The sequence below is a fragment of the Janibacter endophyticus genome (genome assembly GCF_016888335.1).
Taxonomy (GTDB): domain Bacteria; phylum Actinomycetota; class Actinomycetes; order Actinomycetales; family Dermatophilaceae; genus Marihabitans; species Marihabitans endophyticum.
This window is the reverse complement of the sequence record NZ_JAFEJG010000004.1, coordinates 2,125,830-2,149,135: the sequence shown is the minus strand read 5'-3', so window position 1 is coordinate 2,149,135 and position 23,306 is coordinate 2,125,830. Positions and strand designations below refer to the sequence as shown.

At 73.0% G+C, this 23,306-nt stretch carries 23 protein-coding genes and 1 riboswitch; of the genes, 21 read left to right on the top strand and 2 right to left on the bottom strand.

What is annotated here, in order from left to right:
* The first annotated feature begins 119 nt into the window (after positions 1–119).
* From pyrR to JNO54_RS10245, 21 genes are all read left to right on the top strand, one after another.
* A complete protein-coding gene (pyrR, locus tag JNO54_RS10345; protein ID WP_204143833.1) occupies positions 120–698 on the top strand; it encodes a bifunctional pyr operon transcriptional regulator/uracil phosphoribosyltransferase PyrR in 579 nt (192 codons plus the stop codon).
* Positions 695–1,663, top strand: a complete 969-nt coding sequence (locus JNO54_RS10340; protein ID WP_204143832.1) for an aspartate carbamoyltransferase catalytic subunit — start codon at positions 695–697, stop codon at positions 1,661–1,663. The genes pyrR and JNO54_RS10340 overlap by 4 nt, the downstream gene beginning before the upstream one ends.
* A complete protein-coding gene (locus tag JNO54_RS10335) occupies positions 1,660–2,958 on the top strand; it encodes a dihydroorotase (protein ID WP_204143831.1) in 1,299 nt (432 codons plus the stop codon). The genes JNO54_RS10340 and JNO54_RS10335 overlap by 4 nt, the downstream gene beginning before the upstream one ends.
* Positions 2,955–4,094, top strand: a complete 1,140-nt coding sequence (gene carA / locus JNO54_RS10330; protein ID WP_204143830.1) for a glutamine-hydrolyzing carbamoyl-phosphate synthase small subunit — start codon at positions 2,955–2,957, stop codon at positions 4,092–4,094. Before JNO54_RS10335 ends, carA begins: the two co-directional genes overlap by 4 nt.
* The gene (gene carB, locus JNO54_RS10325; protein ID WP_204143829.1) at positions 4,094–7,396 is read left to right on the top strand and encodes a carbamoyl-phosphate synthase large subunit; all 3,303 of its coding nucleotides are present in this window, start codon (positions 4,094–4,096) and stop codon (positions 7,394–7,396) included. The genes carA and carB overlap by 1 nt, the downstream gene beginning before the upstream one ends.
* Positions 7,393–8,292 (top strand): dihydroorotate dehydrogenase electron transfer subunit, encoded by a 900-nt coding sequence (locus JNO54_RS10320; RefSeq protein ID WP_204143828.1) that lies wholly within the window; start codon positions 7,393–7,395, stop codon positions 8,290–8,292. The genes carB and JNO54_RS10320 overlap by 4 nt, the downstream gene beginning before the upstream one ends.
* Complete coding sequence (locus tag JNO54_RS10315; protein WP_204143827.1) at positions 8,289–9,248, top strand: dihydroorotate dehydrogenase; 960 nt, start codon at positions 8,289–8,291, stop codon at positions 9,246–9,248. The genes JNO54_RS10320 and JNO54_RS10315 overlap by 4 nt, the downstream gene beginning before the upstream one ends.
* Complete coding sequence (pyrF, locus tag JNO54_RS10310) at positions 9,245–10,117, top strand: orotidine-5'-phosphate decarboxylase (protein ID WP_204143826.1); 873 nt, start codon at positions 9,245–9,247, stop codon at positions 10,115–10,117. The genes JNO54_RS10315 and pyrF overlap by 4 nt, the downstream gene beginning before the upstream one ends.
* Before the next feature lie 57 nt (positions 10,118–10,174).
* Positions 10,175–10,492, top strand: coding sequence for an integration host factor, actinobacterial type (gene mihF / locus JNO54_RS10305; protein WP_204143825.1), 318 nt, complete (start codon positions 10,175–10,177; stop codon positions 10,490–10,492).
* Positions 10,489–11,061, top strand: a complete 573-nt coding sequence (gene gmk, locus JNO54_RS10300; RefSeq protein WP_204143824.1) for a guanylate kinase — start codon at positions 10,489–10,491, stop codon at positions 11,059–11,061. The genes mihF and gmk overlap by 4 nt, the downstream gene beginning before the upstream one ends.
* A 1-nt stretch (position 11,062) precedes the next feature.
* The gene (gene rpoZ / locus JNO54_RS10295; RefSeq protein ID WP_204143823.1) at positions 11,063–11,380 is read left to right on the top strand and encodes a DNA-directed RNA polymerase subunit omega; all 318 of its coding nucleotides are present in this window, start codon (positions 11,063–11,065) and stop codon (positions 11,378–11,380) included.
* A gap of 10 nt (positions 11,381–11,390) precedes the next feature.
* Positions 11,391–12,665 carry a bifunctional phosphopantothenoylcysteine decarboxylase/phosphopantothenate--cysteine ligase CoaBC gene (gene coaBC, locus JNO54_RS10290; protein ID WP_204143822.1) on the top strand — a complete coding sequence of 425 codons (1,275 nt, stop codon included), beginning with the start codon at positions 11,391–11,393 and terminating at the stop codon, positions 12,663–12,665.
* Positions 12,666–12,709: 44 nt separating this feature from the next.
* On the top strand, positions 12,710–13,927 hold the full coding sequence (metK, locus tag JNO54_RS10285) for a methionine adenosyltransferase (protein ID WP_204143821.1): 1,218 nt from the start codon (positions 12,710–12,712) through the stop codon (positions 13,925–13,927).
* Between the two features lie 36 nt (positions 13,928–13,963).
* Positions 13,964–15,958, top strand: coding sequence for a primosomal protein N' family DNA-binding protein (locus JNO54_RS10280; protein WP_307818161.1), 1,995 nt, complete (start codon positions 13,964–13,966; stop codon positions 15,956–15,958).
* 51 nt (positions 15,959–16,009) lie between these two features.
* Positions 16,010–16,966 carry a methionyl-tRNA formyltransferase gene (gene fmt, locus JNO54_RS10275; protein ID WP_204143819.1) on the top strand — a complete coding sequence of 319 codons (957 nt, stop codon included), beginning with the start codon at positions 16,010–16,012 and terminating at the stop codon, positions 16,964–16,966.
* Positions 16,959–18,461 carry an RsmB/NOP family class I SAM-dependent RNA methyltransferase gene (locus JNO54_RS10270; protein ID WP_204143818.1) on the top strand — a complete coding sequence of 501 codons (1,503 nt, stop codon included), beginning with the start codon at positions 16,959–16,961 and terminating at the stop codon, positions 18,459–18,461. The genes fmt and JNO54_RS10270 overlap by 8 nt, the downstream gene beginning before the upstream one ends.
* Positions 18,462–18,468: 7 nt before the next feature.
* Positions 18,469–19,125, top strand: a complete 657-nt coding sequence (gene rpe / locus JNO54_RS10265) for a ribulose-phosphate 3-epimerase (protein ID WP_204143817.1) — start codon at positions 18,469–18,471, stop codon at positions 19,123–19,125.
* A gap of 24 nt (positions 19,126–19,149) precedes the next feature.
* Positions 19,150–19,276, top strand: a riboswitch (FMN riboswitch).
* Between the two features lie 13 nt (positions 19,277–19,289).
* Entirely contained in the window at positions 19,290–20,075 is a 786-nt protein-coding gene (locus JNO54_RS10260) for a nicotinamide mononucleotide transporter family protein (RefSeq protein ID WP_204143816.1), read from the top strand.
* Between the two features lie 22 nt (positions 20,076–20,097).
* Positions 20,098–20,361, top strand: a complete 264-nt coding sequence (locus JNO54_RS10255; protein WP_204143815.1) for a phosphoribosyl-ATP diphosphatase — start codon at positions 20,098–20,100, stop codon at positions 20,359–20,361.
* A 9-nt stretch (positions 20,362–20,370) separates the two neighbouring features.
* Entirely contained in the window at positions 20,371–21,213 is an 843-nt protein-coding gene (gene hisG / locus JNO54_RS10250) for an ATP phosphoribosyltransferase (RefSeq protein WP_204143814.1), read from the top strand.
* Positions 21,201–21,623: a PH domain-containing protein gene (locus JNO54_RS10245; RefSeq protein WP_204143813.1), complete on the top strand. Its 423-nt coding sequence runs from the start codon at positions 21,201–21,203 to the stop codon at positions 21,621–21,623. Before hisG ends, JNO54_RS10245 begins: the two co-directional genes overlap by 13 nt.
* Here the strand turns inward: JNO54_RS10245 and JNO54_RS10240 are convergent.
* Positions 21,589–22,701, bottom strand: coding sequence for an FUSC family protein (locus JNO54_RS10240; protein ID WP_204143812.1), 1,113 nt, complete (start codon positions 22,699–22,701; stop codon positions 21,589–21,591). The two genes, JNO54_RS10245 and JNO54_RS10240, sit on opposite strands and share 35 nt — an antisense overlap.
* Complete coding sequence (locus JNO54_RS10235; RefSeq protein ID WP_233703231.1) at positions 22,698–23,270, bottom strand: nucleoside/nucleotide kinase family protein; 573 nt, start codon at positions 23,268–23,270, stop codon at positions 22,698–22,700. The genes JNO54_RS10240 and JNO54_RS10235 overlap by 4 nt, the downstream gene beginning before the upstream one ends.
* Positions 23,271–23,306 lie beyond the last annotated feature (36 nt).

Genomic DNA, 23,306 nt, shown 5'->3' with positions numbered 1-23,306 from the left:
CAGTGTTCTCCCGCCAGGCGGGCGCGTTCGGCGGGTCCGCGGCCAGGCCGTAGAGTGGGCGGCGCACGACATCCTTTAACCACTGTCCCGTGAGGCAGAGAAGGAGGTCTGAGGCACGCATGTGTCCTGACACCACCCCGACCCCCGAGGGCGCCTCCGCCGATCGCGAGGTCCTCTCCGCCGGTGACATCGCCCGGGCGCTCAAGCGCATCGCGCACGAGATCGTCGAGCGCAACAAGGGCGCCGAGGACCTCGTCCTGCTGGGCATCCCGTCCCGGGGCGTGGAGCTCGCCCACCGGCTGGCCCGCCTCGTCGCCGAGGTCGAGGGCCGCGCGGTACCCGTCGGCTCCCTCGACGTGACGATGTACCGCGACGACCTCCGCCGGCAGCCCACCAGGTCGCCCCGGGAGACCCGCATCCCCAGCGAAGGGGTCGACGGCCGCACCGTCGTCCTCGTCGACGACGTCCTCTACTCCGGCCGGACCGTCCGGGCCGCGCTCGACGCGCTGGCCGACTACGGCCGACCGCGCGCCGTGCAGCTCGCCGTCCTCGTCGACCGGGGTCACCGCGAGCTGCCGATCCGGGCCGACCACGTGGGCAAGAACCTCCCGACGTCGCACAGCGAGCGGGTCATGGTGCGGCTCGCGGGCCACGACGGTCAGGAAGACTCGGTGACGATCGGCGGTGGCTCCCGATGAGCGCCCGGCACCTCCTCTCCGTCGCCGATCTCGACGCCGCCGGCGTCAGGCAGCTGCTCGACACCGCGGCCGAGATGCACGACGTCCAGCGCCGGGAGGTCAAGAAGATCCCGACCCTGCGCGGGCGCACCGTCATCAACCTCTTCTTCGAGGACTCCACGCGCACCCGGAGCTCCTTCGAGATCGCGGGCAAGTGGATGTCTGCGGACACGATCAACATCACCGGCAAGGGCAGCTCGACGAGCAAGGGCGAGAGCCTGCGCGACACGACGATGACCATCGCCGCGATGGGCGTCGACGCGATCGTCATGCGGCACATGGCCTCTGGGGCCGCGCACCAGGTGGCCCGGTGGCTCGACGAGTCCGGCTCGGCGACGAGGGTCGTCAACGCCGGCGACGGCACCCACGAGCACCCCACCCAGGCGCTGCTCGACGCCTACACCCTCGAGCGCCGGCTCGGCTCCCTCGAGGGCCGGCACGTCGCGATCGTCGGCGACGTCACCCACAGCCGAGTCTTCCGCTCCAACCTCCTCTCGTTGCCGCTGCTCGGGGCGCGGGTCACCGTCGTCGCTCCGCCGACGCTCATGCCGAGCGGTGCTCGAGCCTGGGCCGAGCACGACGGCTGGACGATGAGCCACGACCTCGATGACGTCCTCGCCCAGGGACCCGACGCCCTGATGATGCTGCGGGTCCAGAAGGAGCGGATGAGCGGCGGATACTTCCCGACGCCCCGGGAGTACACCGTCGGCTACGGGCTGACCCGCCCGCGCCTCGCCGCCTACCTGGACCGGCAGCCCGAGGGCGTCATCCTCCACCCCGGCCCGATGAATCGTGGCCTCGAGATCGCCGCCGACGCCGCCGACGCGGCGAGCTCACTCGTCCTCGACCAGGTGAGCGCCGGTGTCGCCGTGCGGATGAGCGTCCTCTACCACCTGCTGGCCGGCGGAGAGGGGAGTGCGGCATGAGCGACCTGCTCATCACCGGGGCCCGTGTCCTCGACGGCGACGCAACCGACGTCCTCGTCCGGGACGGGCGCGTCGCGGCGCTCGGCGCCGACGCGTCAGGGGCCAAGGGGGACGCCGAGGTCGTCGACGCGGACGGGCTCGTCCTCCTCCCGGGCCTCGTCGACCTGCACACGCACCTTCGCGAGCCGGGCCGTGAGGACGCCGAGACGATTGCCACCGGCTCGGCCGCTGCCGCGATCGGCGGCTACACGGCCGTGCTCGCCATGGCCAACACCAACCCGGTCACCGACACCGGCGAGGCCGCCGAGCGGGTCCTCGATCTCGGCCGCGCCACGGGCCTCGTCGACGTCCAGCCGATCGGCTCGGTCACGAAGGGGCTCGAGGGTGCCGAGCTCGCCGAGCTCGGCCTGATGCACCGCTCGCGGGCAGGGGTCACCGTCTTCTCCGACGACGGCCGCTGCGTGGGCGACGCCCGCGTCATGCGGCGGGCGCTCGAGTACGTCCGGGCCTTCGACGGCGTCATCAGCCAGCACTCCCAGGACCCCGAGCTCGCCGGCCCGACGGCGTGCTGCCACGAGGGCGAGTTGTCGGGGCGGCTGGGGCTGCCGGGGTGGCCTGCGGCAGCGGAGGCGACGATCATCGCCCGTGACGCCCAGCTCAGCCTGCTCACCGGTGCCCGGGTGCACGTCGCGCACGTCACGACGGCCGAGGGGCTCGACGTCGTGCGCTGGGCCAAGGCGAAGGGGGCCCGCATCACCGCCGAGGTGACGCCCCACCACCTCCTGCTCACCGCTGACCTGCTCGCCGGCTACGACCCGGTCTACAAGGTCAACCCACCCCTTCGCCCTGCCGAGGACGTCGCGGCCCTGCGGGCGGGCCTGGCCGACGGCACGATCGACGTCGTCGCCACGGACCACGCTCCGCACGCCCGGCACGACAAGGAGCACGCCTTCGTCGACGCGGCCTTCGGGATGCTCGGCCTCGAGACGGCCTTCTCCGTCGTCCACGACGTCATGGTCCGCAGCGGTGCGATGGACCTCGCCGGTCTCGCGCGGGTCATGTCGACCGCCCCCGCCCGCATCGCCGGGCTCGCCGATCACGGTCGCGCCATCGAGGTCGGCGCCCCGGCCAACCTCGTCCTCGTCGACCCGGCCGCCGAGGTGACTGTCGACCGCGACGCCTCGGCCTCGCTCTCGCGCAACAACCCCTACCACGGGCGGACCTTCACCGGTGCCGTCCGCACGACGATCCTGCGCGGCCGCGTCACCGCTGCCGCGGGAGAGGCTCACGCATGACCCAGCGCCTGCCCGCCCTGCTCGTCCTCGAGGACGGGCGCGTCTTCCGGGGCCGCTCCTTCGGCGCCGTGGGGGAGACCCTCGGCGAGGCCGTCTTCTCCACCGGGATGTCCGGCTACCAAGAGACCCTCACCGATCCCAGCTACCACCGCCAGGTCGTCGTCATGACGATGCCGCACATCGGCAACACCGGCTGGAACGGCGAGGACGACGAGTCGGCCCAGATCTGGGTCGCCGGGTTCGTCGTGCGCGACCCCGCGATCCGCCCCTCGAGTTGGCGCGCCACGCACCCGCTCGAGGAGGAGCTCGTCACCCAGGGGATCGTCGGGATCTGCGAGATCGACACCCGGGCCCTGACCCGCCACCTGCGCGACAAGGGTTCGATGCGGATCGGCATCTTCACCGGCGAGATGGCTGAGGCGCCCGAGAAGGACCTCGTCACCCGGGTGCAGGCCAGTCCGAGCATGAAGGGCGCCGAGCTCGCGTCCGAGGTCACGACGAAGGAGGCCTACGTCGTCCCGGCCGTGGGGGAGAAGCGCTTCACCGTCGCGGCCATCGACCTCGGCATCAAGGCCATGACGCCGCAGCGGATGACCGAGCGCGGCGTCGAGGTGCACATCCTCCCGGCGAGCGCGACCCTCGAGGACGTCCGCGCCGTGCAGCCCGACGGCGTCTTCCTCTCCAACGGGCCCGGTGACCCCGCGACGGCCGACCACCAGGTCGCACTGGTCCGTGAGGTGCTCGACGCCGGGCTGCCGCTCTTCGGCATCTGCTTCGGCAACCAGGTGCTCGGCCGGGCGCTCGGCTTCGGCACGTACAAGCTGAAGTTCGGCCACCGCGGCATCAACCAGCCGGTCAAGGACGTCGCCACCGGCCGCGTCGAGATCACCTCGCAGAACCACGGCTTCGCCGTCGACGCTCCGCTCGAGGGCGCGGCTGAGACCGACTACGGCCGCGTCCGCGTCAGCCACATCGGGCTCAACGACGATGTCGTCGAGGGTCTGGAGTGTCTCGACCGACCAGCGTTCTCCGTCCAGTTCCACCCCGAGGCGGCCTCCGGACCGCACGACTCGGCCCACCTCTTCGACCGTTTCGTCACGCTCATGGAGCAGACCGCCAAGGGAGCCACCAGCTGATGCCCAAGCGCACCGACATCTCCAGCGTCCTCGTCATCGGCTCCGGCCCGATCGTCATCGGCCAGGCCTGCGAGTTCGACTACTCCGGCACCCAGGCCTGCCGCGTCCTGCGCGAGGAGGGCATCCGCGTCATCCTCGTCAACTCCAACCCGGCGACGATCATGACCGACCCGGAGTTCGCCGACGCCACGTACGTCGAGCCGATCACCCCCGAGGTCGTCGAGAAGATCATCGCCAAGGAGCGCCCCGACGCGGTCCTCGCGACCCTCGGCGGGCAGACCGCCCTCAACACCGCGATCTCGTTGCACGAGGCCGGTGTCCTCGAGAAGTACGACTGCCCGCTCATCGGCGCCAATGTCGAGGCGATCGAGCTCGGCGAGGACCGTGAGCGCTTCAAGGGCGTCGTCGAGCGTTGCGGCGCCGAGTCGGCCCGCTCGGTCATCTGCCACTCGATGGACGAGCTCCTCGCGGCCGCCGACGACCTCGGCTACCCGGTTGTCGTCCGGCCCTCCTTCACGATGGGCGGGCTCGGTTCGGGCTTCGCGTACGACGAGGTCGACCTGCGCCGCATCGGTGGCGCCGGCCTGCAGTACAGCCCGACGACCGAGGTCCTCCTCGAGGAGTCCATCCTCGGGTGGAAGGAGTACGAGCTCGAGCTCATGCGCGACCACGCCGACAACGTCGTCGTCGTCTGCTCCATCGAGAACCTCGACCCGATGGGCGTGCACACCGGTGACTCGATCACCGTCGCCCCGGCGCTGACCCTCACCGACCGCGAGTACCAGCGGCTGCGCGACATCGGCATCGCGGTCATCCGCGAGGTCGGCGTCGACACCGGTGGCTGCAACATCCAGTTCGCGGTCAACCCCGAGGACGGTCGGATCATCGTCATCGAGATGAACCCGCGCGTGTCGCGGTCCTCGGCGCTGGCGTCCAAGGCCACCGGCTTCCCGATCGCCAAGATCGCCGCGAAGATGGCCATCGGCTACACCCTCGACGAGGTCCCCAACGACATCACCCGGGTGACACCGGCCGCCTTCGAGCCGACCATCGACTACGTCGTCGTCAAGGTGCCGCGCTTCGCCTTCGAGAAGTTCCCGGCCGCCGACCCCACGCTCACGACGACGATGAAGTCCGTCGGCGAGGCCATGTCGCTCGGCCGCAACTTCACCGAGGCGCTGCAGAAGGCGCTCCGCTCGGTCGAGCGCAAGGGTGCCGCCTTCCACTGGGACGGCGACGAGCCGACCCGCGAGCAGGCCCTCGCGCTGCTCGAGGAGGCGAAGGTCCCGACCGACGGGCGGATCGTCCAGGTGCAGCAGGCCATGCGGGGCGGCTGCACCGTCGAGGAGGCCCACGAGGCGACGAAGATCGACCCCTGGTTCCTCGACCAGATCGCCCTGATCAACGGCCTCGCCCAGGAGATCCACGACGCCGAGCGGCTCTCGCCCGAGGTGCTGACGCTCGCGAAGCGGCACGGCTTCTCCGACGCGCAGGTCGCGCGGCTGCGCCGCATGCCCGAGCAGGTCGTCCGCGGGGTGCGCCACTCGCTCGGCATCCGCCCGGTCTACAAGACGGTGGACACCTGCGCCGCAGAGTTCGAGGCCCAGACCCCGTACTACTACTCCTCGTACGACGAGGAGAGTGAGGTAGAGCGGCGCGAGAACCCGGCCGTCATCATCCTCGGCTCCGGCCCGAACCGGATCGGTCAGGGCGTCGAGTTCGACTACTCCTGCGTCCACGCCTCCTTCGCCCTGCGCGAGGCCGGCTACGACACGGTGATGGTCAACTGCAACCCTGAGACGGTCTCGACCGACTACGACACGAGCAGCCGCCTCTACTTCGAGCCGCTGACCCTCGAGGACGTGCTCGAGGTCATCCACGCCGAGACGCAGGCCGGGCCGGTCGCCGGTGTCATCGTCCAGCTCGGCGGGCAGACGCCGCTCGGCCTGGCCCAGGCGCTCAAGGACGCGGGGGTCCCCGTCGTGGGCACCTCGCCCGAGGCGATCCACCTCGCCGAGGACCGCGGTGCGTTCGGCCGCGTCATGCACGAGGCCCGGCTCAACGCGCCGAAGCACGGCACCGCCTTCAGCGCCGAGGAGGCCGTCGAGATCGCCGGCGAGATCGGCTACCCGGTCCTCGTCCGGCCGTCCTACGTCCTCGGCGGTCGCGGCATGGAGATCGTCTACGACGACGACACCCTCAGCGAGTACGTCACCCGCGCCGCGCTGGCCAGCCCGGAGCACCCGATCCTCGTCGATCGCTTCCTCGACGACGCGATCGAGATCGACGTCGACGCGCTCTACGACGGCGAGGAGATGTACCTCGGGGGGATCATGGAGCACATCGAGGAGGCCGGCATCCACTCCGGCGACTCCTCGTGCACCCTCCCGCCGGCCACCCTTGGGGCGAGCGAGCTGCAGCGGGTCCGGGAGGCCACGCTCAAGCTGGCCGAAGGGATCGGCGTGCGTGGACTGATGAACGTCCAGTTCGCACTCGCCCAGGACGTCCTCTACGTCCTCGAGGCCAACCCGCGGGCGTCGCGCACCGTCCCCTTCGTCGCCAAGGCGACGGGTGTCCCGCTCGCGAAGGCGGCCGCCCGGGTGATGCTCGGTGCGAGCATCGCCGAGCTGCGGGCGGAGGGGATGCTCCCGGCGCACGTCGACGGTGGCTCGATGCCGGCGCACGCGCCGATGGCGGTCAAGGAGGCCGTCCTGCCGTTCAAGCGTTTCCGGACCAAGGAGGGCGACGTCGTCGACAGCCTCCTCGGGCCGGAGATGCGCAGCACCGGCGAGGTCATGGGAATCGACCGCGACTTCGGCTCGGCCTTCGCCAAGAGCCAGCTCGGCGCGGTCTCCAACGGGCTGCCGACCGAGGGCACGATCTTCGTCTCCGTCGCCAACCGTGACAAGCGGGCGATGATCTTCCCGGTCAAGCGGCTTGCCGACCTCGGCTTCACGATCCTCGCGACCGAGGGCACGGCAGAGGTGCTGCGCCGCAACGGGATCGAGGCCGAGGTGGCGCTCAAGCACAGCGAGCGGCAGGAGGGTGACCAGAGCGTCGTCGACCGGATCCTCGCCGGCGAGATCGCCCTGGTCTTCAACACCCCCTCGGGCCAGGACGCCCGGGCCGACGGCTACGCGATCCGGGCCGCCACGACGGCGATGGACCGACCGATCGTCACCACCGTCCAGTCGCTCGGCGCTGCGGTCCAGGCGATCGAGTCGCGGATGAACGGCGAGATGGACGTCACCCCGCTCCAGGAGCACGCCAAGGCTCTCGACCTCTACGGGATCGGTCGATGACCCAGGTCGTCGCAGCCCGGGAGGGAGCCGGGGTCGTCCAGGTGGAGGGCGAGCTCATCGCCAGCCAGCAGGTCGGCGCCTACCAGCACATGACGATCGTCGCGCCGGGGCTGCCCGAGCTGGCCCGCCCAGGGCAGTTCGTCGCGGTCGCCGTCGGGGGCGTGCACTCCTCGATGCTCCTGCGACGCAGCTTCTCGATCCACCGGGTCAGGCCGTCCGGCTCCTACGGCGGGACCGTCGAGGTCGTCGTCGCCGCTGCCGGCCCGGGCACCGAGCAGCTCGTGGCGCTGCCCACGGGCGCGACGGTGAGCGTCATCGGCCCCCTGGGGCGCCCGTTCCCGATCCCGAAGGACCCGGTGCCGTGCGTCCTCGTCGGCGGCGGCTACGGCTCGGCCCCGCTCTTCTGGCTCGCGGACGTGCTCCGTGGGCGCGGCTGCCACGTCGAGATGGTCCTCGGCGCGGCGAGCGCCGACCGCCTCTTCGGCGTCGTCGAGGCCCGTCGCAGCGCCGAGGGTGTCACGGTGACCACCGACGACGGGTCGGCCGGGACGCAGGGCTGGGTGAGCGACGTCCTCCCCGAGATCCTCACGCGCACCGGAGCGGGCGTCATCTACGGCTGCGGCCCGATGGGCATGCTCCGCTCCCTGCACGAGATCGCCGAGCAGCACGGGATCGTCGCCCAGGTCGCGGTCGAGGAGGCCATGGCCTGCGGTGTCGGCATCTGCATGACCTGCGTCATGCCGGTCCGCGACGCCCAGGGCGTGACCTCGATGGTCCGCTCCTGCGTCGAGGGTCCCGTCTTCCGCGGCGACCGGGTGCGCTGGGACGCCTTCCTCGACGGGCGGTGCGTCGTCCCTGACGACGCGGTCGGCGCCCCTCCGGCGGTGACCCGATGACCGTCGACATGTCCGTCGACCTCGGGGGGGTCCGGCTGCCCAACCCGATGATGACCGCCTCCGGCTGCGCCGCGAACGGCCGCGAGATGCACCGCTTCATCGACGTCGCCGAGCTCGGTGCCTTCGTTACGAAGTCGGTCAAGCTCGCACCCGTCAGCGGCCGGGGCACACCGCGCATGGCCGAGACCGACTCGGGGATGCTCAACTCCATCGGTCTCCAGGGGCCGGGCGTCAAGGCCTTCGTCGAGAAGGACCTCGCCTGGCTGCACTCGGTGGGCGCCCGCGTCGTCGTCTCGATCGCCGGCTCGACGGCCAGCGAGTTCGCCGCCGTGGCGCGCACCGTCGTCCGCTCGCCCTACGCGTCGGCGGTCGCCGCGATCGAGGTCAACATCTCCTGCCCCAACGTCGCCAACCGCGGCCTCGTCTTCGCGTGCGACCCGGCGAGCTCGCACAAGGTGCTCACCCTCGTGCGCGAGGAGGTGCCGCGCGGCATCCCCATGCTCGCGAAGCTGAGCCCCGACGTCACCGAGATCGTCGAGATCGCCGCCGCCGTCCTCAAGGCGGGGGCGCACGGGCTGACGATGATCAACACGACGCTCGGTGTCGCCATCGACACCGACCGGCTGCGCCCGCACCTCATCGCGACGACGGGCGGGCTCTCCGGCCCGGCCATCCGCCCGATGGCCGTGCGGGCGATCTGGCAGGTCGCCGGCGCGATGCGCGAGGGCCGCATCCCGACCGTCCCGATCGTCGGCGTCGGTGGTGTCCGGACCGGCCTCGACGCGCTCGAGCTCGTCGCGGCAGGTGCCTGCGCCGTCCAGGTCGGCACCGCCGCCTTCAACGACCCGACGGCCCCGATGCGTGTCGGCCACGAGCTGGCCGCCGCCCTCGAGGCCCGCGGGGTCGCCCGGCTCGCCGACGTCGTCGGCATCGCGCACGACGGAGGACTGCGATGAGCGCCCTGGACAGCACGTTCGGGCAGCGGCTGCGGGCCGCCATGGACGAGCACGGCCCGCTGTGCGCCGGCATCGACCCGCACCGCGGGCTCGTCGAGTCGTGGGGGCTGACCTACGACTACGCCGGCGTGGAGCGCTTCGCGCTGACCTGCGTGGAGGCCTTCGCCGGCTCGGTGGCGGCGGTCAAGCCCCAGTCCGCGCTCTTCGAGGTGTTCGGGGCGAAGGGGGTGGCCCTCCTCGAGCGGGTCCTCGACGAGCTGCGGGTGGCGGGCACCCTGTCCGTCCTTGACGTCAAGCGCGGCGACATCGGCTCCACCGTCGACGCCTACGCGGAGGCCTTCCTCGGCGAGGACGCCCCGGCGGCCGCCGACGCGATCACGCTGAGCCCCTACCTCGGCTACGAGTCGCTGCGGCCGGCGATCGACCTCGCCCACCAGACGGGCCGCGGGGTCTTCGTCCTCGCGCTCACCTCCAACCCCGAGGGAGCCTCGGTGCAGCACGCCCGCGGCGTGGACGGCCGTTCGGTCGCGGCGACGATCGCGGAGGGGGCTGCTGGGGACAACGCCGACGCCCGCGGGCGCGGCGAGCTCGGCAGCGTCGGCCTCGTCGTCGGCGCGACGGTCGGCCAGGCGGTGCGTGACCTCGGCATCGACCTGCCGGCGTCCGGAGGGCCGCTGCTCGCACCCGGTCTCGGGGCTCAGGGAGCGACCGCCGACGACGTGCGGCGGGTCTTCGCCGGGGCGCTCGACCAGGTCCTCGCCTCGAGCAGCCGCGACGTGCTGTCCGCCGGGCCGGACGCCACGGAGCTGCGGGCCAGGGCGCGCGATGTCGCTCGCAGCGTCCGCGAAGTGGTCGACGTCCCAGCCTGAGCGCGCCCTGCCGAGTAGCATCCAAGGATCACGCCAGAACGACACGGGAGCCTCGACGTGGCAGTTCCACCCCTCACCCCAGAGCAGCGGGCCGAGGCCCTCGCCAAGGCCGCGGCCGCCCGCCGCGAGCGCGCCGCGATCAGGCTCCGCCTCAAGACGGCCGGCGGCTCGATCCGCGAGGTCATCGACCAGCGGGCGACCAACGAGGCCGTGGCAAAGATGAAGGTGACCTCGCTGCTCGAGTCGATGCCCGGCATCGGCCGGGTCAAGGCGCGCCAGATCATGGCCGAGTTCGGCATCGCCGAGTCGCGGCGCCTGCGCGGCCTGGGGCAGCACCAGGTCGCCGCGCTCGTCGCCCGCTTCGATGCCCGGTGACCTCCCGCCTCACGGTCCTCGCCGGGCCCACCGCCGTCGGCAAGGGCACCGTCGCCGCCTACATCCGTGAGCACCACCCCGAGGTCTGGCTCTCCGTCTCGGCCACCACCCGTCCGGCCCGCCCCGGGGAGGTCGACGGCCGGCACTACCACTTCGTGAGCGGCGAGGACTTCGCCGACATGGTCTCGAAGGGGGAGATGCTCGAGTGGGCGGTCGTCCACGGCCGGGCCTCGTACGGCACGCCCCGCGGGCCGGTCGAGCAGGCCCTGGCGGACGGGCGGCTCCCGCTGCTCGAGATCGACCTGCAGGGCGCGCGCCAGGTGCGGGCCGCGATGCCCGAGGCGCGCTTCGTCTTCCTCGCCCCGCCGTCGTGGGACGACCTCGTCTCCCGGCTCGTCGGCCGTGGCACCGAGACCGAGGAGGAGCGGGCCGTCCGGCTCGAGACCGCGAAGGTCGAGATGGCCGCGCAGGGGGAGTTCGACGCCGTCGTCGTCAACGACGAGGTTCGCCGTGCGGCCGAAGAACTCGTATCCTTGATGAGATCCCCCGAACTCGACGACAAGGACTGACGTGTCTGGCACCGTGGCCAACCCCATCGGCATCACCAACCCGCCGATCGACGACCTCCTGACCCACTCGGACAGCAAGTACGCGCTGGTGCTCTACAGCGCCAAGCGCGCCCGCCAGATCAACGCCTACTACAGCCAGCTCCAGGAGGGTCTCCTCGAGCACATCGGCCCGCTCGTCGACGCCCAGGTGCACGAGAAGCCGATCTCCATCGCCCTGCGCGAGATCAACGAGGGCCTCCTCACGTGCGAGCCGACGCCCGAGGGCGAGGACACCTCGGCTGTCTCCGCCGCCGACGCCTTCAGCACCGACCCCGTCTGATCGGGCACACGTGCGCGTCGTCCTCGGGGTCACCGGGGGGATCGCCGCCTACAAGGCGGCCCTGCTCCTGCGTCTCTTCACGGAGGCCGGTCACGAGGTGACCGTCGTCCCGACGGAGGCCGCTCTCCGCTTCGTCGGTGCGCCGACGTGGGAGGCGCTCTCCGGCGGGCGGGTCCAGACCGACGTCTGGAGCAACATCACCGACGTGCCGCACGTCCGGCTCGGCCAGGAGGCCGACCTCGTCGTCGTCGCGCCTGCGACCGCAGACCTCCTGGCCAAGGCCGCCCACGGCCTCGCCGGCGACCTGCTGACCAACGTCCTGCTCACCGCGCGCTGCCCCGTCGTCATGGCGCCGGCGATGCACACCGAGATGTGGGAGCACGCCGCGACCCGCGCCAACGTCGCGACCCTGCGCGAGCGGGGTGTCACCGTCGTCGAGCCCGCATCCGGTCGCCTCACCGGCGCCGACACCGGCCCGGGGCGCCTGCCCGAGCCGGAGGTGCTCCTCGAGGCGGCCCTCGCCGCCGCGGGCGCGGTGGTCCCGGAGGTGCCAGGGACGAGCCTCGAAGGGGTGAGGCCAGGTGACCTTGCCGGCCGTCGCGTCCTCGTGACCGCCGGCGGCACCCGTGAGGCGCTCGACCCCGTGCGCTACCTCGGCAACCGCTCGTCCGGCAAGCAGGGCATCGCCCTGGCCCGGGCCGCCGCCGAGCGCGGCGCCGCGGTGACCCTCGTCGTCGCCCACGTCGAGATCCCCGTGCCGGAGGACCCGAGCGTCGAGGTCGTCCGCGTCGAGAGCGCCCGGCAGCTGCAGGACGCGGTCACCGCCCGCGTCGGCGAGCACGACGTCGTCGTCATGGCCGCGGCGGTCGCGGACTTCCGACCGGCCACCCTCGCGACGAGCAAGATCAAGAAGGCGCACGGCGCGGGCGAGGAGGACTCCGCCCCGACGATCGAGCTCGTGCGCAACCCCGACATCCTCGCGGGGATCGTCGCCGACCGGGCCGCCTCGCCACGGCCGGAGTCCCCGGTGATCATCGGCTTCGCCGCGGAGACCGGGGACGAGAGCGGCTCGGTGCTCGAGCACGGCCGGGCCAAGCTGGCCCGCAAGGGCTGTGACGCGCTCGTCGTCAACGAGGTCGGCGAGGGTGTCACCTTCGGCCAGGACGAGAGCACCGTCCACCTCCTGCGCCCGGGCCACCCCGAGGTCGTCGTCGGCCCGGCCGACAAGGGGACCGTGGCGCACGCCATCCTCGACCTCGTCCACGACGTGATCGCCGACGCCTAGACTCGTCGTGTCCTTCGACCGCACACTTCTTCAGGAGCACTCCCTTGGCTGGTCGCCTCTTCACGTCCGAGTCCGTCACCGAGGGGCACCCTGACAAGATCTGTGACCAGATCTCGGACTCGATCCTCGACGCCATGCTCGAGCAGGACCCGCGCAGCCGGGTCGCCGTCGAGACGATGGTGACGACGGGTCTCGTGCACATCGCGGGCGAGGTCCAGACCGAGGGCTACGTCGAGATCCCCCGCCTCGTGCGAAAGGTCATCGCGGAGGGTGTCGGGTACGACTCCTCGGTCAAGGGTTTCGACGGCAACTCCTGCGGCGTGTCGATCTCGATCGGGCAGCAGAGCCCCGACATCGCCCAGGGCGTCGACACCGGCCTGGAGAACCGCACCGGCGGCGTCGACCCCAAGGACAAGCAGGGCGCCGGCGACCAGGGCCTGATGTTCGGCTACGCCTGCGACGACACCCCCGAGCTCATGCCGCTGCCGATCCACCTCGCGCACCGGCTCGCCGAGCGGCTCACCGAGGTCCGCAAGACCGACGTCCTTGGTTACCTCCGCCCGGACGGCAAGACGCAGGTCACCATCGAGTACGACGGCGACCAGGCCGTGCGCCTCGACACGGTCGTGCTCTCGACGCAGCACGCCGAGGAGATCAGCCAGGAGCAGCTGCACGCCGACATCGACGAGCACGTCATCCGCCCGGTCGTCACGGCCGTCGGCGAGGCGGCCGGTCTGCGCACCGAGGGCTACCGCAACCTCATCAACCCGACGGGCAAGTTCGTCATCGGCGGGCCGATGGGCGACGCCGGCCTGACCGGCCGCAAGATCATCGTCGACACCTACGGCGGCATGGCGCGTCACGGTGGCGGTGCCTTCTCCGGCAAGGACCCGAGCAAGGTCGACCGCTCGGCGGCCTACGCCACCCGCTGGGTCGCGAAGAACGTCGTCGCCGCCGGGCTGGCCCGCCGCTGCGAGGTCCAGGTCGCCTACGCCATCGGCAAGGCGCACCCGGTGGGGCTCTACATCGAGACCTTCGGCACCGAGAGCGTGCCGGTCGAGAAGATCCAGGCGGCCGTCGAGGCGGTCTTCGACCTGCGCCCGCTGGCGATCGTCGAGGAGCTCGACCTGCTCCGCCCGATCTACAAGCCGACCGCGGCGTACGGCCACTTCGGTCGCACCGAGGCCGCCGGGTACGACCACCCCTTCACCTGGGAGCAGACGACCAAGGTCGAGCAGCTCCGGGCGGCCGCCGGCGCCTGACCCCGGCTGTCGGTCCGTCGGGCTAGGTTGGCGCCCGTGCTGGAGATCGAGGTGCCGGAGGGCGAAGGGGACGTGGCTCGCGTCCTCGTCGACACGGGCCTGGCCCACCTCGACCGCGCCTTCGAGTACTCCGTCCCGGAGGAGCTCGAGCAGAGCGCCGTCCCGGGCGCTCGGGTCAAGGTGCGCTTCGCCGGGCAGGACCTCGCGGGGTACGTCCTCGAGCGGTCTGCGACCGCCGAGCACGAGGGCCGGCTGGCGCCGATCCGCACGGTCGTCAGCGCCGAGCCCGTCCTCACCCCGGAGATCCACGAGGTCGCGACGCGGGTGGCGCGGCAGCAGGCGGGCACGATCATGGACGTGCTGCGGCTGGCGATCCCGCCGCGGCACGCCCGCGCCGAGCGGGCACTGACCGAGCGGCCCCCTGCCGAGCCCAACCCTCTCGTGACCCCCGAGGAACCGCCGGTCTCGTGGGCGAGGCACCGGGCAGGCGCCGCGCTGTGGCGCCGGCTCGCCGCGGGGGAGTCACCCCGCGCGGCCCTGCTCGCGAGCCCCGCGGTCGACCCCGCGCAGGACTGGCCCCGGGCCTTGGCCGACGCGGCACTGGCCACCCTGTCCTCGGGGCGCGGGAGCGTCATCGTCGTGCCCGACCGGCGTGATCTCGACCGGGTCGACGCGGCGCTCGGGGCGGCGCTCGGGCCGGGGCGTCATGTCGTGCTCCACGCCGACCAGGGGCCGCAGGCCCGCTACACCGCGTGGCTCTCGGTGCTGCGCGGTCACGTCCAGGTCGTCGTCGGGACGCGAGCGGCGACCTTCGCCCCCGTGCGTGACCTCGGGCTCGTCTCCTGGTGGGACGACGGCGACGACCTCCACCTCGAGCCCCGGGCGCCCTACCACCACGTGAGGGACGTCCTGCTCGCCCGGGCCGAGGTCACCGGGGCCGCGGTGCTCACGGCCGGTCTCACCGTGAGCACCGAGGTCGTCTCGCTCGTCGAGCAGGGCGCCCTCGTCGCGATCGGGGGGCTGACGGAGCGGCGAGACGCGCCGCGCGTGCGCATCGCGGGGGAGGGGCACGACGCCGAGCGGGACGGGCCGGGCGCCCGTGCGCACATCCCCTCGGCCGCCTGGCGGGCGGCCAAGGAGGGGCTCGAGCGCGGTCCGGTCCTCGTCCAGGTGCCGCGGCGCGGCTACGTGCCCGCCACCCGGTGCGCGGAGTGCCGAGCCCCCGCGCGGTGCCCGGGGTGCCAGGGGCCGCTCAGCCTGCCCGGCTCGGGAGGTACCCCCGTCTGCGGCTGGTGCGCCCAGCCGGGGACGGCATGGACGTGCCCCGAGTGCGACAGCAGCGCGCTGCGCGCCAGCGTCGTCGGTGCGCGACGGACCTCCGAGGAGATCGGCCGCGCCTTCCCCGGTGTCCCGGTCGTGCGCTCCGGAGCACCCGACGTCGTCGCGACCGTCCCGGCCCGTCCCGCGATCGTCGTCGCGACGCCGGGTGCCGAGCCGGTCGCCGAGGATGGCTACGCCGCCGCGCTGCTGCTCGACGCCTGGGCACTGCTCGACCGGCCGTCACTGCGGGCGGGGGAGGAGAGCGTGCGGCGCTGGCTCGGCGCGGCGGCACTCGTGCGGCCCTGGGCCGACGGGGGAGAGGTGGTCCTCGCGGGCGTGCCCGAGCACGAGGTGCTCGCCCCCGTCGAGGCCGTCGTCCGGTGGGACCCGGCCTGGTTCGCGTCCCGTGAGCTCGCCGAGCGGGCCGAGCTCGGGCTGCCCCCGGCGGCCTGGTCGGCGCTCGTCCTCGGCGACCGAGCGCGCCTGCGCGAGGTCCGGGACGGGCTCGCCGAGCTCGGCGCCGACGTCGTCGGCCCGGCGCCTGCCATCGGGATGCCCCGTGCGGAGCACCTCGTCGTGCGAGCCGGGGAGGCCGGGGCGGGGCAGGTGCTGCGACATCTTGCGGCGCTGCGTGCCACGGAGTCCGGCCGCAAGGTCGCCGACCCGGTCCAGGTGCGGGTCGGGCCGCACGTCCTCGACCGCGGGCTGTGACCGCGTGGAGACAGCGCGGAGCCTCTCGGCCGAGCACCTAGACTTCGCCGGGTGCATGTGATCTTTGCCGGGACCCCCGAGGTCGCGATCCCTTCTCTGCGGGCTCTCCTCGACAGCCCGCACGAGGTCGTCGCCGTCCTCACCCGCCCCGACGCGCGGGCCGGCCGTGGCCGCTCGCTCGTCCCCTCGCCGCTCAGGGTGGTCGCCGAGGAGGCCGGCATCCCGGTCCTCACGCCCGGGACGCTGCGCGACGAGGCCGTCCAGGACGAGATCGCGGCGCTGGCGCCCGACGTCGTCGCCGTCGTCGCCTACGGCAACCTCGTCCCCGAGGCCTTGCTCGCCGTCCCGACCCACGGCTGGGTCAACCTCCACTTCTCGCTGCTGCCTGCCTGGCGCGGCGCCGCCCCCGTCCAGCACGCGCTGCTCGCCGGTGATGCCGTGACCGGTGCCTCCACCTTCGTCATCGAGGCCGGGCTCGACACCGGTCCCGTCATCGGGACGATGACCGAGACGGTCCGCCCCGACGACACGACCGGGTCGCTGCTCGCCCGGCTCGCAGATGCCGGAGCACCGCTCCTCGTCGCGAGCCTCGACGGTCTCGCCGAGGGCCGGGTCACCCCTTCGCCCCAGCCCGCCGACGGCGTGAGCCACGCACCCAAGATCACCACGGAGGACGCGCGGGTGCGCTGGGACCAGCCCGCCTTCGCCGTCGACCGGCGCATCCGGGCGTGCACCCCGGACCCCGGCGCGTGGACGACCTTCCGCGGCGAGCGCCTGCGGCTCGGCCCGCCGAGCCGCTCGACCGACCGGCTGCCCGCCGAGCTGCCGAGCCTGGCGCCCGGCGAGATCGCCGTCGGCAAGGCGTGGGTGCTCGTCGGCGCCACGGACCGTCCGGTCCGGCTCGACACGGTGACCCCGCCCGGCAAGAAGCCGATGCCCGCCGCCGACTGGGCGCGCGGCGTCCGGATCGCGCCGGGCGAACGACTGGGAGGCGATCTCGATGGCTGAGCGCCAGGACGACCAGCGCCGCGGCGGCCCGCGGCGACCGCAACGCTCGCGGACCGCGCCGTCCCAGCGAGCACGGCAGGGTGACCCTGCGCGGCTCACCGCCTTCACCGTGCTCCGGCGGGTGGCCGACGGCGCCTACGCCAACCTCGAGCTGCCGCAGGAGCTGCGCCGGCGGCGCCTCGACGGGCGCGACGCCGCCTTCGCCACGGAGCTGACCTACGGCACGCTGCGGATGCAGGGGCTCTACGACGCGATCATCGCCGTCGCGGCCGACCGCCCGGTCGACCGGCTCGACGGCAACGTCCTCGACGTGCTGCGCCTCGGCGCCCACCAGATCCTCGGCATGCGCGTGCCGACCCACGCCGCCGTCGACGAGAGCGTCGCCCTGGCCCGCCAGGCCACCGGCGCGGGTGCCTCCGGGCTCGTCAACGCCGTGATGCGACGCGTCAGCGAGCGTTCCCTCGAGGAGTGGCGCGCCACCGTCGTCCCCGCCGAGCCCACCACCGCCCGCCTCGCGGTCGACAGCTCGCACCCCGAGTGGGTCGTCAAGGCGCTGCGCCAGGCGCTGCTCGGCCACGGGGCCGCCACCGCCGAGACCGTGGACGCCGAGCTCGAGCGGCTGCTCCACGCCCACAACGCCCCCGCGCCCGTGGCGCTCGTCGCCCGGCCCGGCCTCGCCGACGTCGAGGAGCTCCTCGGCGCGGACGGCCTTGAGACCGCCCCCGGCGACCACTCTCCCTTCGCCGTCCTGCTCGTCGGCGGTGACCCAGGCTCCCTGTCGGCCGTCCGCGACGGACGTGCCGCCGTGCAGGACGAGGGGAGCCAGCTCATCGCGCTCGCCCTCGCCGGGGTCGAGGTCACGGCGCCCACGGGCCGCCGCGAGCGCTGGCTCGATCTCTGCGCCGGCCCCGGTGGCAAGGCCGGGCTGCTCGCGGCCCTCGCGCGCGAGGCCGGGGCCGACCTCGTCGCCAACGAGGTGAGCGAGCACCGCTCCGACCTCGTCCGGGCGACGCTGCGCCCCGCGATCGACGCGGCCGCCGCAGCAGGAGTCGACGTCGAGGTCCGCACCGGTGACGGGCGCGAGGTCGGCGTCGACGAGCCCGGCGGCTACGACCGGGTGCTCGTCGACGCACCGTGCACCGGGCTCGGTGCCCTGCGCCGGCGCCCCGAGGCGCGCTGGCGGCGCCAGCCCGGCGACCTCGCCACCCTCGGGCCGCTCCAGCGTGACCTGCTGACGAGCGGTCTGGACGCCCTGGCACCCGGCGGCGTCCTCGCCTACGCGACGTGCAGCCCGCACCTCTCGGAGACGACCTTCGTCGTCCGCGACGTGACGAAGCGGCGTGACGACGTTGAGCTGCTCGACACCCCCGCCGCGGTACGGAGCGTCGCCCGGAGCACCCTGCCCGGGCTCGGTGACGGCCCGAGCGCCCAGATGTGGCCGCACCTCCACGGCACCGACGGCATGTTCCTCACCCTCCTCCGCAAGAAGGCCTGATCACCCCGTGCAGATCTCACCGAGCATCCTCTCCGCCGATTTCGCCAACCTCGAGGCCGAGCTCCAGGCGATCGGCAACGCCGACTGGGCGCACGTCGACGTCATGGACGCCCACTTCGTGCCCAACCTCACCCTCGGCCTGCCGGTCGTCGAGTCTCTGATCAGGGTCAGCCCGATCCCCATCGACTGCCACCTCATGATCGAGGACCCCGACCGCTGGGCGCCCCCGTACGCCGAGGCCGGGGCCAAGAGCGTGACCTTCCACGTCGAGGCGGCGAAGGACCCGGTCACCCTGGCCCGCGACATCCGCGCCCAGGGCGCCCGGGCGAGCATGGCGCTCAAGCCCGGCACCCCCTTCGCCCCGTACGAGGAGCTGCTGCCCGAGCTCGACATGGTCCTCGTCATGACCGTCGAGCCGGGCTTCGGCGGGCAGTCCTTCATGGCCGACCAGATGCCGAAGGTCCGCGAGGTCCGTGAGGCCGTGCGTCGCCACGGTGGCGACATCTGGGTCCAGGTCGACGGAGGGGTGTCGGCGAAGACCATCGAGCAGTGCGCCGAGGCGGGCGCCGACGTCTTCGTCGCCGGGTCCGCGGTCTACGGGGCCGAGTCGGCTGCCGCGGCCGTCGACGAGCTCCGCGATCTGGTCAGGCGTCACGCCCACTGAAGCGCGCGGCTATCGTGCTCCCCGCACGTGTCTCGTGACTCGGTGAAACTCCGAACCGGCGGTATTGAGCCCGCGACCCGGCCAGGGCGGCCGGTGAACTCTGGTGCGATCCCAGGGCCGACGGTCATAGTCCGGACGAGAGAGGCACGGCGGAAGGATCAGTCATGCTCTCTGAGCTGCCCGCGGTCGCTGCGACCGCCCTGGCCGACGACGGCCAGAACCTCTTCCAGCAGATCATCGCCGCGCACCTGACGATCGGTGAGTACCAGCTGTACTGGCTGGAGTTCGTCGGGATCCTCATCGGTGTCGCCAGCGCCTGGCTCGGCATGAAGCGCTGGGTCTGGGCCTGGCCCGTCGGGATCAGCGCCAACATCATGCTCTTCGGGGTCTACCTCGGCGCGGTCTTCGGCGCCGACGACCGCATCCCGCTCTTCGGCCAGGCCGGGCGTCAGGTCTTCTTCATCCTCACGAGCATCTACGGCTGGTGGCGCTGGACCCAGATCAAGAAGGCCCGGGCCGCGGTGAGCGACGACTCCGCCGCGATCGTCCCCCGATGGGCGAGCGCCAAGGAACGTCTCGCGATCATCGGCGTCTGGCTGCTCGGCACCGTCGCCGCCCACCAGGCCTTCACCGCCCTGTGGGACGCCGCCCCGAACCCGTACTGGCAGCCGGAGTGGTGGTACTTCTGGAGCGACGCCTGGATCTTCATCGGCTCGATGCTCGCGACCTACATGATGGCGCGCGGGTGGAACGAGTTCTGGCTCGCCTGGATCGCCGTCGACCTCGTCGGTGTCCCGCTCGGCTTCGCGACCGGCTACGTGCCGACCGCGGTGATGTACATCGGCTACGGCGCCTTCGTCATCTACGGCTTCACCCGCTGGGTCAAGGCCACCCGGGAGGCGCAGGAGGTGCCTCGTCCGCAGGCCGAACCGGCGGTGGGCGGCCGCTGAGCGGGACCTAGACTGAGGCACCGTGAAGACCTTCGACGACCTTTTTGCCGAGCTGCGGGAGAAGGCGGTGTCCCGCCCCGAGGGGTCGGGCACCGTCCGGGCGCTGGACTCCGGCACCCATGCCATCGGCAAGAAGGTCGTCGAAGAGGCCGCGGAGGTCTGGATGGCGGCCGAGCACGAGGGCAAGGAGCGGCTGGCCGAGGAGATCAGCCAGCTGCTGTACCACCTCCAGGTGCTCATGCTCGCCAACGATCTGACCCTCGACGACGTCTACTCCCACCTCTGAGGCCACCGCATGCGTATCGCCGTCCCCAACAAGGGATCCCTCTCCGAGCCCGCCGTCGAGATGCTGCGCGAGGCCGGCTACCGGGTCCGTCGTGACACCAAGGAGCTCGTCGTCGGCGACCCCGACAACGACGTCGAGTTCTTCTACCTGCGGCCCCGTGACATCGCCGTCTACGTCGGCAAGGGCCGCGTCGATGCGGGCATCACCGGCCGGGACCTCCTCCTCGACTCGGGTAGCACCGCCGAGGAGCTCATGCCTCTCGGATTCGCCCGCTCGACCTTCCGCTTCGCCGGCCGGCCCGGTGCCGTCGCCGACGCCGAGGGTCTCGCCGGCAAGCGGGTCGCCACCTCCTACCCGGGCCTGGTCCGCGCGCACCTCGCGGAGCGCGGGGTCAGCGCCGACGTCGTGCGTCTCGACGGGGCCGTCGAGACGGCGATCACCCTCGGCGTCGCCGACGCGATCGCCGACGTCGTCGAGACCGGCACGACGCTGCGCAACCAGGGGCTCGAGGTCTTCGGGGACCCGATCCTGCGCAGCGAGGCCGTGCTCATCCGCCGGCCCGAGTCCAGCCAGGGCACCGCGATCGACGTCCTCCACCGGCGCCTCACCGGCGTCGTCACGGCCCGCGAGTACGTCATGCTCGACTACGACTGCCCGGCCGCGCTGGTCGAGGCCGCGAGCGAGCTGACCCCGGGCCTGGAGTCGCCGACCGTCTCCCCGCTGCACGACAAGGCGTGGTTCGCCGTGCGGGCCATGGTCCCGCGCCGGCAGACCAACCAGATCATGGACAAGCTCTACGACCTCGGCGCCCGCGCGATCCTCGTCACGGACATCACGGCATGCCGGCTGTGACCCCCTTCGCCCCCCGCCGCGGCAAGGTCGTGCCGGCGGTCCTCGCCGTCGCGGCCGTCGTCCTCTTCCTCGCGGTGGCGGTCCTCGTGCCGGAGAAGTACCAGCTCGTCGACCGGATCGCCTTCGCCGGCATGGGCCTGGCGATCGCCGCGCTGCTGCTGCGCTACGTGACGATCCGGGCCGTCCCGCAGGACGACGGGCTCTTCGTGCGCAACATCGGCGCCGGCCAGCTCGTGCCGTGGGAGGAGATCGAGGCCGTGCGCTTCTCCGACGGGATGCCGTGGGTGCGCCTCGACCTCGCCGACGGCGACGAGCAGGCCGTCATGGCGATCCAGCGCGCCGACGGGCCACGCTCGGTGCAGGAGGCACAGCGCCTCAGCGACCTCGTGGCTGCTCACCAGCGGCTCTGACCAGCCCGAGCGCCTCCGTGTAGGTCAGACCCGTGACCATGAGCAGGTCGACGACCATCGAGCGGGCCTGCGCGCGGATCAGCTCCGCCGACAGCGACGCACCCGGCTCGCCCCGACCTGCGCCGCCGGCCACCCGCACGAGTGCCTCGCGTGTCTCGACGCCGGTGAGACCCGCGTCGAGCTGAGTGCCGAGCGTGTCGACGACGTCGGCGAGCCGCCGGATGAGGTCGAGACAGCTCTCGGGCACCGCCTCCTCACCCTGGATCGCGACGCCGACCCGTCGGGCGAGCACGCGCAGGTTGCGCACCGCGCGGTCGAGCGGGCTGATCGCCGCCGAGACGAGCCGCACGTCCGCCCGGTGCCGGGCGTGCAGGGGCGAGATGGCGGTGACCTCGCGCGCGGCGCGGGCGTCGTCGCGCAGCCCGGTGATGATCGTCTCGGTGGCGCGGGCCCGGGCGAGCGCCTCGGCGGCCCCGTCGCCGTCGCGGTCCTGGAGCGAGGTCGCGCACGACCGCAGGATCTCGGCGATCTCCGAGGTGAGCCCGACGAGGCCCCGGCGCGGGCGGTTGACCGGTGCGGCGGGCGCGACCATCGCCAGCCCGATCGCGACGACCCCGCCGACCGCGGCGTCGAGCCAGCGCGAGAACGCCTGGTCGGGGGCCGCGACGAAGGTCGTCACGAGGATGGCCTGCACGCCGGCCTGGATCGTGAGCAGCAGCCCGGCACCGACGAAGGTCGCGAGCGTCATCGCGAGCGCCGCGACCACGGCGATCTGCCAGACGCCCGAGCCGAAGACGTAGACGAAGGCGTCGCCGACGAGCACGCCGAGGGCTACCCCGACGACCAGCTCGGCGACCCGGCGCAGCCGTTGGCCGTAGCTCAGCCCGAGGGTGACGAGGACCGTCACCGGGGCGAAGAAGGGGGTCGTGTGCCCGAGCCCGTCGCGGGCCGCCCACCAGGCGAGCGCGGCGCCGCCGGCGGCCGTGAGGATCCGGACCCCGCGGTCCTGCACCCGCTGCAGCCGCGCACGCAGGGTCGCGCGCGGGCGCATGGCGTAGACCTCGTCGCGGATGCTCATCGCGGGCCGCCCGTGTCGACGACGACGTCGGCGCGCTCGCGCACCCCGGCGAGGACCCGCTCCTCCTGCTCGGCCCACTCCTGCCAGTGCGGCGCGAACGTCTCACCATCCCGGGCCAGCGCCCGGTCGCGTCGCACGGCGGCGGGTGCCTCGAGCCAGACGAGCAGGTCGAGCAGGCCGCCGGCCGGCTCGGCGCCGGCGCCGCAGCCCTCGACGAGCAGGTGAGGAGTCCACGGCAGCGGTACCCGCGGGCCGGGACGCCCAGCGGCCCAGTCCCACGTCGGGACGCTCGCCTCGTCCCCGGCGCGCAGGGGGAGCAGCACCTCGTCCGCGAGGATCCGGGCTGCCCGATCGAGCCCGCCCCACCCGGGGTAGAGGTCGTCGAGGTGGAGCAGCGGCCAGCCGAGCCGGGCCGCGAGCGCGCCGGTGAGGTCGGTCTTGCCCGAGCCGCTGCGCCCGTCGATCCCGACGACGAAGGGGGCGGCTGCGTCCCCCTTCGCCCGGAGGGCCTCGTGGGTCGCCGCGAGGACCCGCGCGAGCGGTAGCGCGTCCGGCTGCTGGGATCCCACGACGGGCGAGCCTAGCCGCGCCGCGGCCCCGGGCTA